The 17,563-nt window shown below is 62.1% G+C and carries 16 protein-coding genes and 1 riboswitch; of the genes, 10 read left to right on the plus strand and 6 right to left on the minus strand.

Translation table 11 applies throughout. The annotated features are described in order from the left end of the window. The first annotated feature begins 86 nt into the window (after window positions 1-86). Window positions 87-1,508, plus strand: coding sequence for a bifunctional D-glycero-beta-D-manno-heptose-7-phosphate kinase/D-glycero-beta-D-manno-heptose 1-phosphate adenylyltransferase HldE (gene hldE / locus J3P79_RS02695; RefSeq protein WP_434607950.1), 1,422 nt, complete (start codon window positions 87-89; stop codon window positions 1,506-1,508). An 83-nt stretch (window positions 1,509-1,591) separates the two neighbouring features. Here the strand turns inward: hldE and J3P79_RS02700 are convergent, their stop codons facing one another. The 4 genes from J3P79_RS02700 to J3P79_RS02715 all read right to left on the minus strand — a co-directional run bounded on the left by J3P79_RS02700 (window position 1,592) and on the right by J3P79_RS02715 (window position 5,152). Further along, window positions 1,592-2,557, minus strand: coding sequence for a metal ABC transporter ATPase (locus J3P79_RS02700; protein ID WP_434607952.1), 966 nt, complete (start codon window positions 2,555-2,557; stop codon window positions 1,592-1,594). 34 nt (window positions 2,558-2,591) lie between these two features. Further along, window positions 2,592-3,404 (minus strand): aldo/keto reductase, encoded by an 813-nt coding sequence (locus J3P79_RS02705; RefSeq protein ID WP_434607955.1) that lies wholly within the window; start codon window positions 3,402-3,404, stop codon window positions 2,592-2,594. Then, the gene (locus J3P79_RS02710) at window positions 3,401-4,576 is read right to left on the minus strand and encodes an NAD(P)/FAD-dependent oxidoreductase (protein WP_434607958.1); all 1,176 of its coding nucleotides are present in this window, start codon (window positions 4,574-4,576) and stop codon (window positions 3,401-3,403) included. Before J3P79_RS02710 ends, J3P79_RS02705 begins: the two co-directional genes overlap by 4 nt. A 243-nt stretch (window positions 4,577-4,819) precedes the next feature. Then, a complete protein-coding gene (locus J3P79_RS02715) occupies window positions 4,820-5,152 on the minus strand; it encodes a DMT family transporter (protein ID WP_434607960.1) in 333 nt (110 codons plus the stop codon). Between the two features lie 103 nt (window positions 5,153-5,255). Here J3P79_RS02715 and J3P79_RS02720 point away from each other — a divergent pair, with 103 nt between their 5' ends. After that, on the plus strand, window positions 5,256-6,146 hold the full coding sequence (locus J3P79_RS02720) for a LysR family transcriptional regulator (RefSeq protein ID WP_434607961.1): 891 nt from the start codon (window positions 5,256-5,258) through the stop codon (window positions 6,144-6,146). Window positions 6,147-6,168: 22 nt separating this feature from the next. Beyond that, window positions 6,169-7,443: a lipid IV(A) 3-deoxy-D-manno-octulosonic acid transferase gene (gene waaA, locus J3P79_RS02725; RefSeq protein WP_434607963.1), complete on the plus strand. Its 1,275-nt coding sequence runs from the start codon at window positions 6,169-6,171 to the stop codon at window positions 7,441-7,443. Between the two features lie 56 nt (window positions 7,444-7,499). Here waaA and J3P79_RS02730 read toward each other — a convergent pair whose 3' ends face one another. Then, the gene (locus tag J3P79_RS02730; RefSeq protein WP_434607965.1) at window positions 7,500-8,939 is read right to left on the minus strand and encodes a TolC family outer membrane protein; all 1,440 of its coding nucleotides are present in this window, start codon (window positions 8,937-8,939) and stop codon (window positions 7,500-7,502) included. Between the two features lie 156 nt (window positions 8,940-9,095). Beyond that, a riboswitch (TPP riboswitch) is annotated at window positions 9,096-9,201 on the plus strand. A gap of 161 nt (window positions 9,202-9,362) precedes the next feature. On the opposite strand from J3P79_RS02730, the gene thiC reads away from it, so the two are divergent. Both thiC and cytX read left to right on the plus strand, forming a co-directional pair. Next, complete coding sequence (thiC, locus tag J3P79_RS02735; protein ID WP_431080523.1) at window positions 9,363-11,252, plus strand: phosphomethylpyrimidine synthase ThiC; 1,890 nt, start codon at window positions 9,363-9,365, stop codon at window positions 11,250-11,252. Between the two features lie 171 nt (window positions 11,253-11,423). Continuing rightward, window positions 11,424-12,716, plus strand: coding sequence for a putative hydroxymethylpyrimidine transporter CytX (cytX, locus tag J3P79_RS02740; protein WP_434607967.1), 1,293 nt, complete (start codon window positions 11,424-11,426; stop codon window positions 12,714-12,716). On the opposite strand, the gene J3P79_RS02745 is transcribed toward cytX, so the two are convergent. Beyond that, window positions 12,685-13,431: a DUF3298 domain-containing protein gene (locus tag J3P79_RS02745; protein ID WP_039592511.1), complete on the minus strand. Its 747-nt coding sequence runs from the start codon at window positions 13,429-13,431 to the stop codon at window positions 12,685-12,687. The two genes, cytX and J3P79_RS02745, sit on opposite strands and share 32 nt — an antisense overlap. A 214-nt stretch (window positions 13,432-13,645) precedes the next feature. Here J3P79_RS02745 and J3P79_RS02750 point away from each other — a divergent pair, with 214 nt between their 5' ends. From J3P79_RS02750 to J3P79_RS02770, 5 genes are all read left to right on the plus strand, one after another. Continuing rightward, window positions 13,646-14,263: an NUDIX domain-containing protein gene (locus J3P79_RS02750; RefSeq protein ID WP_434607969.1), complete on the plus strand. Its 618-nt coding sequence runs from the start codon at window positions 13,646-13,648 to the stop codon at window positions 14,261-14,263. Next, complete coding sequence (locus tag J3P79_RS02755) at window positions 14,254-14,706, plus strand: DUF1249 domain-containing protein (protein WP_003186471.1); 453 nt, start codon at window positions 14,254-14,256, stop codon at window positions 14,704-14,706. Before J3P79_RS02750 ends, J3P79_RS02755 begins: the two co-directional genes overlap by 10 nt. A 98-nt stretch (window positions 14,707-14,804) precedes the next feature. Beyond that, window positions 14,805-15,620, plus strand: coding sequence for a 3',5'-cyclic-AMP phosphodiesterase (gene cpdA / locus J3P79_RS02760; protein ID WP_434607972.1), 816 nt, complete (start codon window positions 14,805-14,807; stop codon window positions 15,618-15,620). 698 nt (window positions 15,621-16,318) lie between these two features. Then, window positions 16,319-16,678 carry a DUF6124 family protein gene (locus J3P79_RS02765; protein ID WP_434607975.1) on the plus strand — a complete coding sequence of 120 codons (360 nt, stop codon included), beginning with the start codon at window positions 16,319-16,321 and terminating at the stop codon, window positions 16,676-16,678. A gap of 241 nt (window positions 16,679-16,919) precedes the next feature. Next, window positions 16,920-17,528 carry a YqiA/YcfP family alpha/beta fold hydrolase gene (locus J3P79_RS02770; protein ID WP_434607977.1) on the plus strand — a complete coding sequence of 203 codons (609 nt, stop codon included), beginning with the start codon at window positions 16,920-16,922 and terminating at the stop codon, window positions 17,526-17,528. The last annotated feature ends 35 nt before the right edge of the window (window positions 17,529-17,563 follow it).

Raw genomic sequence — 17,563 nt, forward strand, 5'->3', positions numbered from 1 at the left:
GCCGCATCCGATTGCAGCCATGGAAGAGCCTTCCTCAACCCTGTGCTAATATCGCGCCCCTGTTCATTTTGTATGTGGGAAGCTCCATGAAGTTGTCCATGCCGCGATTCGATCAAGCCCCTGTATTGGTGGTCGGCGATGTCATGCTCGACCGCTACTGGCATGGCGGTACATCACGGATTTCCCCCGAGGCACCGGTACCGGTGGTCAGGGTCGAGCACATCGAGGACCGTCCCGGTGGCGCCGCCAACGTGGCCCTGAACATCGCCGCCCTCGGCGCACCGGCGTCCCTGGTGGGTGTGACCGGTGACGATGAAGCCGCCGAGAGCTTGGCCAATAGCCTGGAAGGTGCCGGCGTACGGGCGATCTTCCAGCGCATCGCGCACCAGCCGACCATCGTCAAGCTGCGGGTCATCAGCCGTCACCAGCAACTGCTGCGAATCGATTTCGAAGAGCCATTCGCCACCGACCCGCTGTCCCTTGGCGCCGAGGTCGACAACCTGCTCGATGGTATCAAGGTCCTGGTGTTGTCGGACTACGGCAAAGGCGCGTTGAAGAACCATCAAGTGCTGATCCAGGCTGCCCGTGCCCGCGGTATTCCCGTGTTGGCCGATCCCAAGGGCAAGGATTTTTCCATCTACCGTGGCGCGAGCCTGATCACCCCGAACCTCAGCGAATTCGAAACCATTGTCGGCGGTTGCGCTGACGAGCATGAACTGGTGAGTAAAGGCGCCCAGCTGATGCATGACCTGGATCTCGGAGCGCTGCTGGTGACTCGCGGTGAACACGGCATGACCCTGCTGCGTCCCGATCATCCGGCCCTGCACCTGCCGGCCCGTGCCCGTGAAGTATTCGACGTGACGGGTGCCGGTGACACGGTGATTTCCACCCTGGCCGCAGCGATTGCCGCCGGCGAGGAGCTGCCCCATGCGGTCGCCCTGGCCAACCTGGCGGCGGGCATTGTCGTCGGCAAGCTGGGTACTGCGGCCATCAGTGCGCCGGAGCTGCGTCGCGCCATCCAGCGCGAAGAGGGCTCCGAGCGCGGTGTGCTGGGCCTGGAGCAACTGTTGCTGGCCGTCGACGATGCGCGTGCCCACAACGAAAGAATCGTCTTCACCAATGGGTGCTTCGATATTCTGCATGCCGGTCATGTGACCTACCTCGAGCAGGCCAGGGCCCAGGGCGATCGCCTGATCGTCGCGGTCAATGACGACGCATCGGTAAGCCGCCTGAAAGGGCCGGGTCGGCCGATCAACAGCGTCGACCGACGCATGGCGGTCCTGGCCGGCCTTGGCGCGGTGGACTGGGTGATCAGTTTCAGCGAAGGCACACCGGAAAATCTGCTTAGCCAGGTCAAGCCGGATGTGCTGGTGAAGGGCGGTGACTACGGGATCGATCAGGTTGTCGGTGCTGATATCGTTGCGGCCTACGGCGGCACGGTGAAGGTGTTGGGGCTGGTGGAAAACAGCTCGACGACGGCGATTGTGGAAAAGATCCGCAATAACTGAGCTGTCCCGGCTCTAGTGGCCAGGTAGCTTCTTGTGGCGAGGTAGCAAGCTACCTCGCCACAAGAGCATTCAGATTGCTTTAACTAACGCGCCACCTTGCTCGGCACGATCTTCTTCAGCAGTTGCCTGGCCTTGCCCTTCAATCGGGTCAGCCCGGACTCCTTGCCCGGCGGCGCCAGACCTTGCTGGCGTAGCCAATCCTTCCAGCGAATCCGCTCGTCACGCACCAGCCAACCGTCTTGCCGGGCGAAGCTTTCGGCCAAGTACAACCCGCGGGTGCCAGCCGGGTGCAACTGGTCCTTTTTCAACGTATACAACTCGGGCAGCGGTTGCCCGTCTTGCAACGGCATCAGATAAAGATCGGGTCGCTTGCGGTCCAGGCGCGCCACCAACTGGTCACCCTCCAAGCGCTCATCGACATGAAACAGGCTCAGTGACTTGGCTTCCTTGGGCACGTCCAGTCGCAAGTCATAAATCAATTGCAGCGATGCCGTCGGCAGGTGCACATAGGCGCGTGGCCGTTCGATCAGTTGCAGGTTGGCACTGCGCACCGGGCGGGCCGATCCGGATAGCGGAGCCAGGCGAAACGGCAAGGCTTCGCGATAATGCAGCGCGCTTGAGTAAGGCGCGGGGAGCCAGGTGTCGTTGAAGCGTCCACCGAGCCAGCCTTCCGGCGTTTCCAGCAGGCACTCTTCGGCTATTTCATTGATAGCGGTGAGCAGCGGCAGATTCAGCTCATGGGCCGGGACGTAGCCCGAGATCAGTTTGAGCACCACATCGCCGCGATCTTGTCGTCGCTGGCGCACCAGCACCCAATAGTCGCGGTTCTGCCAATGCAGGGTCAGACGCACCGAGACGCCCAGGTTCGCCAGTTCCACGGAAAAGCGTTCGGCATCGTCCACGGTCACGGGACGCCGCCGCTGCAAGGTCTGGGCAAAGTTGAGCGGCATCCCCACGCTCTGGTAAGTCAGGCCTTCGGGAGTCGCTTCGACGAAAAGGGGCAGGGTCTTGAAGTTGCTTGGATTTTTTCTGATGAGCGTACGCGGCATGTCGGCTCCTTCCTTTAGGCCGCGTAGGGCGGCGTCAGTTTTTACGCAGGACCTTGGCGACGGTCGCGACGTTATGGGCGAGGTGCAGCGGATTGATGGTGCCGACAATAGCACTGGCGACCCCAGGATGCTCAAACAACAGTTCGAAGCTGGCGCGAACCGGATCTACCCCGGGGGTCAGGCAGACGTGGCCGCTGGCCAGGGCTTTCTTCACCAGAATCGCCTTGCCATGCAAGCTGGCGTAGTCAATGACAGCCTTTTCGCTTCGTTCGTTCAGATTGTAGGTGACCATCGCGCAATCGCCTTCCTCCAAGGCCTTCAAGCCACCTTCGACGGTCTTGCCGGAAAAGCCGAAGCCGCCGATCTTGCCCTCGCGCTTGAGGGCCGCCAGGGTCGGGTAGACCTCGCTGTCGTTGAGGATCGCCAGGTCGTTTCCGTCGGAGTGCACCAGGACCAGGTCGATGTAGTCCGTTTCCAGGCGCTTGAGGCTGCGCTCTACCGAGAATCGCGTATGAGCGGCGCTGAAATCATGGCGTGACTGGCCGTCGCTGAATTCCTCGCCAACCTTGCTGACGATCACCCAGTCGTGACGCTGGCCGCGCAGCAGCGGGCCGAGGCGCTCCTCGCTGCGACCGTAGGCCGGCGCGGTGTCGATCAGGTTGATGCCCAGGTCGCGGGCCTGCTTGAGCAGCATGCGCGCTTCGTCGTCATCGGGAATCTGAAAACCGTTGGGGTATTTGACGCCCTGGTCGCGGCCAAGCTTGACCGTGCCCAGGCCCAGGGGCGAGACCATCGGGCCGTTGTTGCCCAGCGGGCGGTGCAGATCGTGGAGTGTTGGCAGGCTCATGGCAGTAATTGGTCCCAGGCGGGAACGCCCATCGGCGGCTTGGGCAGGTCCGGCAGCGGAGTGGAATGGCTGGGTTGGATGCCGTCGCGCTGCAGCGCGGCGATCACCCGATCAGAAAAATCCGGGGCCAGGGCCAATTTGGTCGGCCAGCCCACCAGCAGGCGATCCTGCTCGGCGACGAAGGCATTATCCGGGCGGGTCAGGCCCGATTGCAGCGGCTCTGCGCGGGCGACCCGCAACGTGGCCCATTGCGCGGTGCTGAGGTCGATCCACGGAAGCAGTTGGCCGAGCTCCTTCTGGGCGACGGCGATCTGCGCGGCGGGCTCGCGGGCAACGGCATCCCCCTCGGCGAGATCGCCTCCCAGGTACCAGACCCATTGGCCATCGGCGGCTGGATGAGTGGTCACGGTCACCCGTGGCTTCGGCCCGCCGCCCAGGCAATGGGCATACAGGGGCTTGAGGGTCGGGCCCTTGGCCAGGACCATGTGCAACGGCCGGGTCTGCATGGCCGGCTGGTCCAGGCCCAAGGCTTTGAGAAGGTCGGCGGTGCCGCCGCCGGCACTGAGGACAATGCGCTGGGCGCGGATTTCGCGACCGTCGACTTTCAGCCCGACCAGCTTGCCTTCTTCGTGCAGTGGTTCGATCTGCTGTCCTGCCAGCAGGCTGTCGCCGGCCAGTTCCGCCAGTCGTGCGATCAGGCTGGGAACGTCCACCACCAACTCGGCCAAGCGATAGACCTTGCCTTTGAAGCGCTTGTCTTGCAGGGCCGGGGGCAGATGATCGCCCTTGACTTGGTCAACGCGTCCGCGCACGGCCTTGCTGGCGAAAAAACTGGTGAGGTTGCCGGCCAGGGTGCCGGGCGACCAGAGGTAATGGGCGTCGGACAACATGCGCACGCCCGACAGGTCCAGCTCACCGTCGCCCTTGAGGGCTTCGCGCCAGCGGCGCGGCATGTCGGCGATGGCTTCCGAGGCGCCGGTCAGGGCGCCATGCAACGCGTACTTGGCGCCGCCATGGATGATCCCCTGGGATTTGACACTCTGCCCGCCGCCAAGGCTGGCGCTTTCCACCAGCACGGTTGAAAACCCCTGGCGGCGCAAACGCGCGTTTAGCCAGAGGCCGGCGACGCCTGCGCCGACAATCAGAATGTCGGTGGAAATAACGGATGGCATGAGCGACCTCAGTGTTCAAGACGAGGGCGCAGTATACAGGCTCGATGCAGAGGGCATTTGTTGGCGATCAACGTCGGCAATTTTCGAACAAAGCTTTTGTGGCGAGGGAGCTTGCTCCCGCTGGGGCGCGAACCGGTCCCGTTTCTAGTGGGCGCTTCCTACCCAAGCGGGAGCAAGCTTCCTCGCCACACGTGCATTTCAGCTCAATGAAGCCGTATTTCAGCTCGGATGATCAGTGGATTATCAGTGCCCGGCAGTCTTGGAAAACAGCTGTATAACCACCACCCCCAACACAATCAACGCCATCCCCAGCATCGCCGGCATGTCCAGTTTCTGCCCGTAGATAAACAGCGCCGCCACGCTGACCATGACGATCCCCAGGCCGGCCCAGACCGCATAGGCCACGCCCACCGGAACGGTGCGCACCACCAGCGTCAGCATCCAGAACGCGGTGCCGTAGCCAGCGATGACCAGCAACAAGGGCAGGGGTGCGCTCAGGCCCTTGATCGCTTTCATCGAAACGGTGGCGATCACTTCGGCGCAGATGGCGATGGCGAGGTAGTAGTAGGCGTTCATGAGCGAATCCTCTTTGGCTGTTGCGTCGTTCGATGGACCTATTCTAGGCATTGGTCAGATGCGGTAAAGTCATTACCTATCTGTTACGGAGATAGGTCGAGCCATGAACGTTCAGTGGAACCTTGAGCAATTGCGGCTGTTCGTCGGGGTCGCCGAGAAGCGTTCGTTTTCCGCCGTTGCCCGTGATCAGCGCAAGGCCCAGTCAGCCATCAGCAGCGCGATTGCGATGTTGGAAGAGGATCTGGGGGTGAGCCTGTTCGAGCGCAGCAGTGGTCGCCAGCCCAAGCTCACCGATGCGGGCGTGGCATTGCTGGAGGAGGCCAGGGAGGTGTTGCGTCAATGCGAGCGCCTCAATGGCCGGTCCCTGGCCTTGATGCGGGGGCAGGAAGCATCGCTGCGCCTGGCCCAGGACGAAGCCATGCCGTATCAGCCCGTCATCGACAGCCTGGCGGCGCTGGCCGAGCGATTCCCCACGCTTGAAGTACAGCTGGCCAGCGCCGCCCAAGGCGATGTGGCACGCAAACTGGTGGAGCGGCGCGCCGATCTCGGGTTGTTGTTCTATCACGATCAGATTCCCGAGGCGCTGGAGCGCAGGGTGCTGGGCAGCGTCGAAATGGTCACGGTGTGTGGCCGGGATCACCCGCTGGCGAATCATGGTTATGTGTCATGCCTGGAAATGGCACGGCACCGGCAGTTGCTGATGGCGACCCAATCCAGCGTCTATCCCGGCAGCGAACAGGCCAGCCCGCAAGTCTGGCGCGCCGACAGCTTCTACGTGTTGGCCGAGTGGTTGAGAAGCGGCCTGGGCTGGGCCTGGTTGCCGCGGCACGTCGTGCAGTACCCGGCGTACCAGGGAGATATGGTCGAACTCAACAGCGAATGGACCCCGCCGGCCCTGGTGGTGGAACTGGTCTGGCGCCGCGATGAACCCCTTGGCCCGGCCGCGCGTTGGCTGGCGGAACGTTTTGCCGTGCAGTTGCAGGCGATTGGCTGAAAAACCGATAAACTCCGCCGCCATGAACAGAACTCTCTATAGCGCGTTGTTTTATCTGGGGCTGCCATTGGTGGCGATTCGGCTGTGGCTGCGGGCTCGCAAGGCACCGGCGTACGCGCGGCGTATCGGCGAGCGGTTTTCGTGGGGCTTGCCGGCGATGGTGCCGGATGGCATCTGGGTCCACGCGGTATCGGTGGGCGAGAGCATTGCCGCCGCGCCGATGATCCGCGCCTTGCTGCAACGTTATCCACAGCTGCCGATCACCGTCACCTGCATGACGCCCACCGGTTCGGAGCGGATCAAGGCGTTGTTCGCCAATGAACCGCGCATCCAGCATTGTTATCTGCCTTATGACTTGCCGTGCGCGGCCAGGCGTTTCCTCGACCAGGTCCGGCCCAAGCTGGCGGTGATCATGGAAACCGAGCTGTGGCCCAACCACATCCATCAATGCGCCCGGCGCGGCATCCCCGTGGCGTTGGCCAACGCGCGGCTGTCGGAGCGTTCGGCGCGTGGTTATGCCCGTTTTCCCAAGCTGACCCGGCCGATGCTCACCGAGATGAGCCTGTTTGCGGTGCAGACCGAAGCCGAGGCCGAGCGCTTTCGCCAGCTCGGTGCCAAGCCACAAACCGTCGAGGTTACGGGCTCGATCAAGTTCGACTTGACCATCGACCCACAGCTGCTCGAAAGCGCCGGCGCATTGCGTCGCCAATGGCAAGCGGTGGAGCGCCCGGTATGGATCGCCGCCAGTACCCACGAGGGTGAGGACGAAGTGGTATTGGCCGCCCACCGGCAATTGCTCGCCAGTTATCCCGATGCGTTGTTGATTCTGGTGCCGCGTCATCCGGAGCGATTCGATTCGGTGGCGCAGTTATGTGAGCGCGAGGGTTTCGCCACGGTCCGGCGTTCCACTGCTCAACCGGTCAGCGCCCAGACTTCGGTCCTGTTGGGCGACACCATGGGCGAACTGCTGTTTCTCTACGCACTGGCCGACAGTGCGTTTGTCGGCGGCAGCCTGGCGCCCAACGGCGGGCACAACCTGCTCGAACCGGCGGCGCTGGCAAAACCGGTGCTGAGCGGGCCGCACCTGTTCAATTTCCTCGAAATCGCCGCGCAACTGCGCGCGGCCGGGGCTCTGGCGGAGGTGGACGATGCTGAAAGCCTGGCCCTGGCGGTGCAGCGCCTGTTCGAGTTGCCTCGGGATGCCCAGCGCATGGTCGAGTCGGGATTGGCGGTGATGCGCCGCAATCAGGGAGCGTTGCAACGATTGTTGGATGGGTTGGGGCGGTTGATCGACTGAGCTGTTGTGGCGAGGGAGCAAGCTCCCTCGCCACAAAGGGATTCGTCGCAGATGAGTTACTTCGCCGGCCGCGAGCGCAACTGCTCCGCCGCCGCCTGTGCCAAATCCGGCGGCAGGAAATCCTTGTCCGGGTTGTAGTCGGACTTGAGGTAGCGGGACAGGGCTTGCAGGTCTTCCGGGCTCAAGGTCCCAGCGGCCTGCTTGAGGCGCAGGTTGTCGAGGATGTAATCGTACCGGGCATTGTTGTAGTCGCGCACCGAGGTGTACAGCTGGCGCTGGGCGTCGAGCACATCGACGATGTTGCGGGTGCCCACCTGATAGCCGATTTCCGTGGCGTCCACCGCGCTCTGGTTGGAGATGATCGACTGGCGCCGGGCCTGGACCTGCTCCACATCGGTGTTCACCGCGCGGTGCAGGTTGCGGGTGTTTTCCACCACCTGGCGACGCAGGCCTTCGCGCTGCTGCTCGGTCTGGGTGAGTTGCGAGTAGGACTCGCGAACCTGGGAGCTGGTCAACCCGCCGCTGTAGATCGGAATACTCAATTGCAGGCCAATGGTGCGTTGCTCGGCGTCGCCACCGTAGCGCTGGCCGGTGGGGCTCGGGTTGGTGAAACCGAGGCCGTCGTTGTCACCTTTGCGGTACTGGGCGATTGCATCGAGGGTCGGCGCGTGACCAGCCTTGCGTTGGCGCAGCGTATCCTCGGCGGCATCGACGGCGTAGTTGCTGGCCAGCAGGTTGAGGTTCTGCCTGGCGGCGGTGTCGACCCAGGCCTTGGCGTCGTTGGGCGCCGGCGGCAGGATCGGCAGGGTGTGGACGACGCCCTGGATCGAATTGTACTGGCGGTTGGTCAGGGTGATCAGCGCCTCGAAAGCATCTTCGACCTGGCGTTGCGCGATGATCCGGTTGGCCCGCGCGGTATCGTAGCTGGCCTGGGATTGCAGCACGTCGGTCTTGTCCGACAGGCCCACGTCGAAACGTTCGTTGGACTGGTCGAGCTGACGCTTGAACGCGGCTTCCTCGGCCTTGGTCGAGGCCAGGTTGTCCTGGCTGCGCAGCACGTTGAAATAGGCTTCGGCGCTTTGCAGGATCAGGTTCTGCTCGGTGGCCGACAACTGCAGCGATGCCTGTTCATTGACCGATTTGGCCGCTTGCAGTTGGAACCAGCGGTCGGCGCGGAAAATCGGCTGCGACAGCGTGGCCTGGTAGACCGTGGAACTGCGGGTGGCGGTCATCGCCGGTTCGTCGAGCTCGGTACGGGTGTTGTTCAGGTCGGCGCCGGCCGAAAGGTTGGGCAGCAGCCCGGCGCGGGCCTGGGGTACCACTTCCTTCTGGGCGCCATATTGGGCGCGTGCGGCGGCCAGGTCGGCATTGTTGTCCACTGCTTCCTGGTACACGCTGACCAGGTCGGTCCGGGTGGATAAAGGCGCTTCGGCGGCCCAGGCCATTCCATTGGACGCACAAGACACGGCAAGGGCCAGTGAGAGTTTGCGCAGCATGAGGCGATCCCTACGTTCAAATTGAAATGCGCATACAGGCGCGCGGCGTAGCGAGTGTAGATGCGCCTACGCACGGCAACAATCCTGTATTTGCGCCATTCATCACGGCTTTTGCCCTGGCGATGGCGTTCTGTCGTGGTTGTGTCTAGACTGGCCGGGTTCTTGTCGGGGTGCCTTGCTATGAGGCTGAGATCGAATAATTTCGGATCCCGTTGAACCTGATCAGGTTAGCGCCTGCGTAGGGAACAAGATTTCTCGTCACCCGGCGAGTCCTCTTGTGCTTCGTCCGGGATGTTGTTCGACAATCGAACACCTCCGAGCAGCAAGCACAGCGTCCGCACTTTCGTGCAGGGGCGCGTCCATTCGCTACAGGTTCGCTCCGACAAAAATCCACTGCCTGGATGTGTGTCTGGAGAGCCCGTAATGACGACAAAATCAAAAAACGCGACCAACCTCAGTGAATCGGCCCAGGTCGATCAGCAATCGGTCCAACCCTTTACCCGCTCGCAAAAAATCTATGTCCAGGGCAGCCGCCCGGATATCCGCGTGCCCATGCGCGAAATCAGCCTCGACGTGACCCCCACCGACTTCGGCGGCGAAATCAACGCGCCGGTCGTGGTCTACGACACTTCGGGCCCATACACCGACCCGAACGTGATCATCGATGTACGCAAAGGCTTGGCCGATGTGCGTTCGCCGTGGATCGAAGCCCGTGGCGACACCGAGCGTCTTGCCGGCCTGAGCTCCAATTTCGGCCAGGAACGCCTGGCCGACCCCGAGCTGACCAAGCTGCGCTTTGCCCATGTGAACAATCCGCGTCGCGCCAAGCCGGGTGCCAACGTCAGCCAGATGCATTACGCGCGCAAAGGCATCATCACCGCCGAGATGGAATACGTCGCCATCCGCGAAAACATGAAACTGGAAGTGGCCCGCGCCGCCGGCCTGCTGGACCAGCAACACGCCGGCCACAGCTTCGGCGCCAGCGTGCCGAAAGTCATCACCCCGGAATTCGTGCGTGACGAAATCGCCCGTGGCCGCGCGATCATCCCGGCCAACATCAACCACACCGAACTGGAACCGATGATCATCGGCCGTAACTTCCTGGTGAAGATCAACGGCAACATCGGCAACAGTGCGCTGGGTTCGTCCATCGAAGAAGAAGTGGCGAAGCTGACCTGGGGCATCCGCTGGGGTTCGGACACGGTCATGGACCTGTCCACTGGCAAGCACATCCATGAAACCCGCGAGTGGATCATCCGCAACTCGCCCGTACCGATCGGCACAGTGCCGATCTACCAGGCCCTGGAAAAAGTTGGCGGCGTCGCCGAGGACCTGACCTGGGAGCTGTTCCGCGACACGTTGATCGAACAGGCCGAGCAGGGCGTCGACTACTTCACCATCCATGCCGGCGTGTTGCTGCGCTATGTGCCGATGACCGCCAAGCGCGTCACCGGTATCGTCAGCCGTGGTGGTTCGATCATGGCCAAGTGGTGTCTGGCGCACCATAAGGAGAACTTCCTCTACACCCATTTCGAAGACATCTGCGAAATCATGAAGGCCTACGACGTCAGCTTCTCGCTGGGCGATGGCCTGCGTCCGGGCTCGATTGCCGACGCCAACGACGAAGCGCAGTTCGGTGAGCTGGAAACCCTCGGCGAGCTGACCAAGATCGCCTGGAAGCACGACGTGCAATGCATGATCGAAGGCCCCGGCCACGTGCCGATGCAACTGATCAAAGAGAACATGGACAAGCAGCTCGAATGCTGCGACGAGGCGCCGTTCTACACCCTCGGCCCGCTGACCACCGACATCGCGCCGGGCTACGATCACATCACTTCCGGCATCGGTGCCGCTATGATCGGTTGGTTCGGTTGCGCCATGCTTTGCTACGTCACGCCGAAGGAACACCTCGGCTTGCCGAACAAGGATGACGTCAAGACCGGGATCATCACCTACAAGATCGCCGCTCACGCAGCCGACCTCGCCAAGGGCCACCCGGGCGCGCAGATCCGCGACAACGCCTTGAGCAAGGCGCGTTTCGAGTTCCGCTGGGAAGACCAGTTCAACCTCGGCCTCGACCCGGACACTGCCCGCTCGTACCACGACGAAACCCTGCCGAAGGACTCGGCCAAGGTGGCGCATTTCTGCTCGATGTGCGGGCCGAAATTCTGCTCGATGAAAATCACCCAGGAAGTGCGCGAGTACGCGGCGAACCAGCGCATTGAAGCGGTGGACGTGGACGTTGCCCAGGGCCTGGCGGAGCAGGCTGAGCGGTTCAAGAAGGAAGGTAGTCAGCTTTACAAGAAAGTGTGATTTGAGCTGAAGAGGGCGGTGTTTTCATTGCCCTCATCGCGAGCAAGCTCGCTCCCACAGTGGGTTTCTGTTGTTCACAAGATTTGTGCACGCAGCAGGCCCCCTGTGGAAGCGAGCTTGCTCGTGATAGCGGCCAAAAAAACAACAAATATCCCCCTGAGATAACAACCCTTGAACATCCAACCCAGCACCTACTCCCCAGACGCCGCAGTCCCCCTGGACAAACGCGTCTTCGGCGCCCGCGATCTGTTTTCCCTGTGGTTCTCCCTCGGCATCGGCCTGATGGTCTTGCAGGTCGGCGCCTTGCTCGCGCCGGGCCTGGGCCTGAGCGGTTCGTTGCTGGCGATTTTCCTCGGCACGCTGGTGGGCGTCCTGCTGCTGGCGGCGGTCGGGGTGATAGGCAGCGACACCGGCCTGTCGGCCATGGCCGCGCTGAAGCTCAGCCTCGGCAGCAAGGGCGCGAGCGTGCCGGCGGTGTTGAACCTGCTGCAACTGATCGGCTGGGGCTCGTTCGAAATCATCGTCATGCGCGACGCCGCCAGCCTGCTGGGTGCCCGGGCTTTCAGCGAAGGCAGCCTGGGTTCGAACCCACTGCTGTGGACGCTGTTCTTCGGCGCCCTGGCCACTTTGCTCGCCGTGAGCGGGCCGCTGACCTTTGTGCGCAAGGTCCTGCGCAAGTGGGGCATCTGGTTGCTGTTGGCGGCCTGCATCTGGTTGACCTGGAACCTGTTCGCCAAGGCTGACCTGGCCGCGCTGTGGGCGCAGGCGGGCGATGGTTCGATGCCGTTGGCGGTGGGGTTCGATATCGCCATCGCGATGCCGCTGTCGTGGTTGCCGCTGATCGCCGACTACTCGCGTTTCGGCAAGCGCGCCAAGAACGTCTTCGGCGGTACTGCCGTGGGTTTCTTCATTGGTAACTTCTGGCTGATGAGCCTGGGCGTGGCCTACACCCTGGCGTTCGCGCCGAGCGGCGAAGTCAATGCGTTGCTGCTGGCCCTGGCGGGTGCTGGATTGGGTATTCCGCTGCTGCTGATTCTGCTGGATGAGTCGGAAAACGCCTTTGCCGACATCCATTCGGCGGCGGTATCGACGGGCATGTTGTCGGGGTTGAAGGTCGAGCACCTGGCGTTGGCGATCGGCGTCATCTGCACCTTGATCGCCTGCCTCGCGCCGTTGGCGCAATACCAGAACTTCCTGTTGCTGATCGGTTCGGTGTTCGCGCCGCTGTTCGGCGTGGTGCTGGTGGACCATTTCATCCTGCGCAAACGCAGCAGCCAGGTATTGTCAGCCGCGTTGCGCTGGCCGGCATTGTTGGCCTGGCTGGGTGGGGTGAGCACTTACCACCTGCTGGCCAACTTTTATCCGGACGTCGGCGCAACCCTGCCGTCGCTGATCCTGGCAGGGTTGCTGCAACTGTTGTTGGGCCGGGCTTTCAGCTACGGCCGGGAAACAGCTCGGGCTTGAGGATGCCGTTGAGGCGCGGATAGGCGATCTTCAGTTCGATGTGGCCCAGGGCGTACGGCGCGATGGTGCTCACTTCGTACTTGAGGATCACCCCGCCGTAGGTCAGCGCTACATGCGGTGTCTTCTGGAAGGGCCACTGTTTGACGAACTCCGGTTCCTGATCCAGCTTGGTGCTGATCAGCCAGCTGTTGTGGGCGACTTGCGCGGCCTTCCAGAACGCCTCTTCCTGCCCCGGCAGCAGCATGTCCGACAGTGTCAGCACCTTGTGTTGTTGGCGTGAATAGTTGATGAAACCGCGGCCCGGGGTGCCGTGGGCGCCGCCGGTGTCCAGGTAGCTGGACAATTCGATGATCACCAGGCCGTCATGTTGCTCACGTACCTTGGCCTGCAAATAGCTGCTGTTGCGCGGTGCGGCGCTGCGCAAGAATTGCTCGCGATAAGCGGCGAGCGTCGGCGCCACCGGGGCGTCCGGGCTGGTGCGGGTCATTTGCAACAGGCGTTTTTCGATGATGCCGTCCAGGGCCGGCTCGGCGGGAAAGTGCAGGGTATCGATGTTCACCAGCGGGCAGTCGGCACTGGCGCAGCCGGGCTGCAATTGCTCCGACGCATCGCGAGTGGTCTCCAGCGGTGCTCGGTAATTGGGTTGGAACAGGCTTTGGCAAGCACCCAGGGTCAGGGCAATGGCGGCCAGGGAAGCAATTTTGAAAAGCGACATGGGCGTCCTTCGTGAAACAGGGAAAGGCAAAAAGTTACCCGCTTCGACTGTCGGCAGGGCAATCAGTTCGCCACTAAGCTCATTAGAGTAATTTTAAAGGCAGCCGTCTATCCCGATGACCGGAAAGGGGCTGCATCAAACGGTACGGGCGCGTTAGGATGGCGCGAAGCCGAGGTTGGAACCTCGAACTGATCCATTGCACACGAGGATTGTCATGACCGATTTCGCCAACGCCACACCGAGCGCCGTGGAGATCGTCAAGCGCGAGAACTGCTTCAAGGGGTTCTACAAACTTGATCGCGTGCACCTGCGCCACGAGTTGTTCGCCGGTGGCATGAGCCGTGAAATCAGCCGCGAGCTGTTCGTCCGCCATGACGCGGTGTGCGTCCTGCCCTACGACCCGCAGCGCGATGAAGTGGTCCTCATCGAGCAGTTTCGCGTCGGCGCCATGGGCAAGACCGCCAATCCCTGGCTGATGGAACTGGTGGCTGGCCTGATCGACAAGGACGAGCAACCGGAAGAAGTTGCTCATCGCGAAGCGCAGGAGGAAGCTGGGCTTGTCTTCGCCGCGCTCTGGCCGATGACCCAGTATTTTCCATCGCCGGGCGGCAGCGATGAATTCGTGCATCTTTTCCTGGGGCGTTGCGACAGCACGGGGGCCGGCGGCCTGCATGGCCTGCTGGAAGAAGCTGAAGATATCCGCGTGAAGGTCTGGGCATTCGAAGACGCGCTGCAAGCGGTGCGCGACGGTCGTATCTGCAACGCGGCCAGCATCATTGCCTTGCAATGGCTGGCCTTGAACCGTGACGAAGTGAGGGGGCTATGGTCCTGAACAAGCTGCGCGATCGTTATCGCGTCGATCTGGTGGGGTTGCAGGCCGCCTGCGAGGCCAATTACGCCCGCCTGATGCGCTTGTTGCCGGACATGCGCAACGATCCGGCACCGCGTCGCATCGCCGTGACCCACGGCGACCAGATGCTCGGGGTATTGGCCCTTGAAGTGCTGCAAACCTGTCCTTACACCACCACTTTGCAGGTGCGCCAGGAACACAGCTTGCCCTGGCTGCCGGTGCCGCAACTGGAAGTGCAGGTCTATCACGATGCCCGCATGGCCGAAGTGGTCAGCGCCGAGCATGCACGGCGCTTTCGTGGCATCTATCCTTATCCCAATGCGTCAATGCACCAGCCGGATGAAAAAGCCCAGTTGAACCTGTTCCTGGGCGAGTGGCTGAGTCATTGCCTGGCGCTGGGCCACGAGTTCGAAGTCGTACGGTAGTTGTGAACCGGTTCCGGTTCGCGGGTTTCCCCTTTCGATCGTCCCCAGCATAATTGCCGCTTCATGCAACGGCGTCATTGCGCCTGGGAGAGAGCGATTTGCCGAGCGTATCCAGCTTGACCACGGCCGATGCGGCACTGGTGGTCCAACTGTCCGACAGCCATTTGTTCGCCGAGACCGAAGCCTCGTTGCTGGGCATGAATACCCGGGACAGCTTGCGGGCGGTCGTTGACCTTGTGCTTGAACAGCAGCCCAATATCGACCTGATGCTCGCCACTGGGGATCTGTCCCAGGACGGCACGTTGGAATCCTACGAGGCGTTCCGGCAACTGACCGCGCGAATCGACGCGCCGGCGCGGTGGATTCCCGGCAACCATGATGAGCCGCAGGTGATGCTTGAGGCGGCGGTCAAGAGTACGTTGCTCGATCCGGTGGTGGACATTGGCAATTGGCGGGTGACTCTGCTCGATTCGGCCGTGCCAGGTTCGGTGCCGGGTTTTTTGGCCGAGGAGCAGTTGGTCCTGTTGGCCAATGCCTTGAGCGAGGCGCCGGAGCGGCATCATCTGGTGTGCCTGCATCATCATCCGGTGTCGATTGGGTGTGCGTGGATGGAGCCGATCGGGTTGCGTAATCCTGAGGCGCTGTTCGCGGTGTTGGATCGGTTTCCTCAGGTTAGGGCGGTTTTGTGGGGGCATGTGCATCAGGAGATAGACCGGGTGCGCGAGGGGGTTCGTTTGTTGGCTTCGCCTTCGACCTGTATTCAGTTTGAGCCGGGGAGTGAGGATTTTGCGTTGGGCTCGCAGGCGCCGGGGTATCGGTGGTTGCGGCTTTTGCCGGATGGGCGGTTGGAGACGGGGGTTGAGCGGGTGGTTGGGTTTGCGTTTACCCCGGACTATGGCTCCAACGGTTACTGACTTGGGTGACGAGGCGGCCTTACAGCCGGCCTGTCTCTCCCTGCTGTACACCTATCAGGTCTGTGGGAGCAAAGCTTGCTCGCGATGGCGGTCTGATTGAGTACATATCCATTTCTGCGGTAACGGCTACTTAGGGTTCCGCCCTTACGGCGGCTCACTTTTTTTCAAACGCCAAAAAAAGTAAGCAAAAAAGGCTTGCCCCACCACTCGGTGCCTCGCCTAGGCTCGGCATGCCCTCTCTCCGGCATTGCTCCGTGGGCCCGCCGCGAAGGGCCATCCATGGCCCAGCGCGGCTATCCCGGCATCCATGCCGGGATGCCCACTGCGCAATGCCTGCGTTCGGCCATCGTGGTTAACGGGGCCTCAAGATCAAAAGCCAAGCCGAGGCGGCCTTAGGGCCGACCTGGCTCTCGGTGGGACCGCGCTCCCACAGGGGGTCGGCGGTGGACACTGATCTTATAAACGACCCAAAACCTGTGTGGGAGCGAGCTTGCTCGCGATGGCTGCCTGACAGCCGACCTGGATTGTGGGAATGGTCGGACAACCCTCCGGGCTGCAGCAGATTTTTCCGACGAGCTCTGGCGGTTGCCGGGTGGGAAGGGCTGTCGCTAGTCTTTTCCCGTCGCTGCAAATTCAGCGGCCGGGCCTGGAAACCCGAAAGTAGAAGGGCGTTATTTCAATCCTAGTGGAGCGCCAACATGTCTGAAGATAACTCTGGGCCAACAAAAAAAGATTCCATTTCTCCCGAAGCCAGCCAGATTCCTCCAATGCTTGATGAAGCCGCCAAGCGTGCCATCGATCTTTATCTCGACCCCAAACCTCAAGCCAAAAAGAAGAAGCCCTCAGGTCAATTGTTCACTGTCGCAAAGAGCGCAGACACCGAAACCCTCCTGGCCAACCTCAGCGAAACCCTGGCCTCGGCCAACGCCATGCTCGGCGACCTGGCTTTCGATCTGGAGGGCTCGCGCCGGCATTTCGCCTTGGGAGTGCAGCAGATGATCGAATTGGGTGAGTTGCTGGCGAATCGGGCGTTGGACATCGTCGAGCCGAGACTGTGAGGTTTCAAGGCTGACAAAGCCCCCGTGGCGAGGGAGCTTGCTCCCGCTGGCCTGCGAAGCAGGCCCCAGAGCAGGCTCCGCGTTCTGTCAGTCAGATGGGGCATTGCCGGTTTGGGGCTACTGCGTAGCCCAGCGGGAGCAAGCTCCCTCGCCACAAAGGCGGAGTGTTATTCAAAACACCCCAAACCACCTCGAACTCCCTGTAAACTCCGGCCTTTGCCCAACACCCAGGGAGTCGGCAATGTCGGGTTCGATCCTTTATATCCATGGCTTCAACAGCGCCCCAGCATCGACCAAAGCCTGCCAACTGGTCGACGTGATGGCGCGCCTGGGCCTCAGCGACCAGATCCAAGTGCCCGCCTTGCACCACCACCCCCGCCAGGCCATCGGTCAGCTGGAACAGGCGATTACAGAACTGGGCCGGCCACTGCTGGTCGGCAGCTCGCTCGGCGGCTACTATGCGACTCACTTGGCCGATCGCCACGGGCTCAAGGCCCTGTTTATCAACCCTGCCGTCAACCCGCATCGGATGTTCGACGGCTACCTGGGCACGCAGAAGAATTTATACACCGACGAAACCTGGGAGTTGACCCACGACCACGTGGCGGCCCTGGCCGAGCTGGAAGTGCCGGCGCCCCGGGATCCGCAGCGGTTTCAGGTATGGTTGCAAACCGGTGACGAAACGCTGGATTATCGCCACGCCCAGCAGTACTACCGCGCCTGTGCCTTGCGCATCCAGGCCGGCGGCGACCACAGTTTCCAAGGGTTTGCCCAGCAGTTGCCGGCGCTGTTGAGTTTTGCCGGCATTGGCGCCGATTTGTACCAGGCGATCGACTTCACGTCGCTGTGAACCCATCGCCCCTTTTTCATTGAACACTGACGACG

It is taken from the genome of Pseudomonas sp. R1-7, assembly GCF_051132105.1.
In the GTDB taxonomy this organism is placed as follows: Bacteria; Pseudomonadota; Gammaproteobacteria; order Pseudomonadales; family Pseudomonadaceae; genus Aquipseudomonas.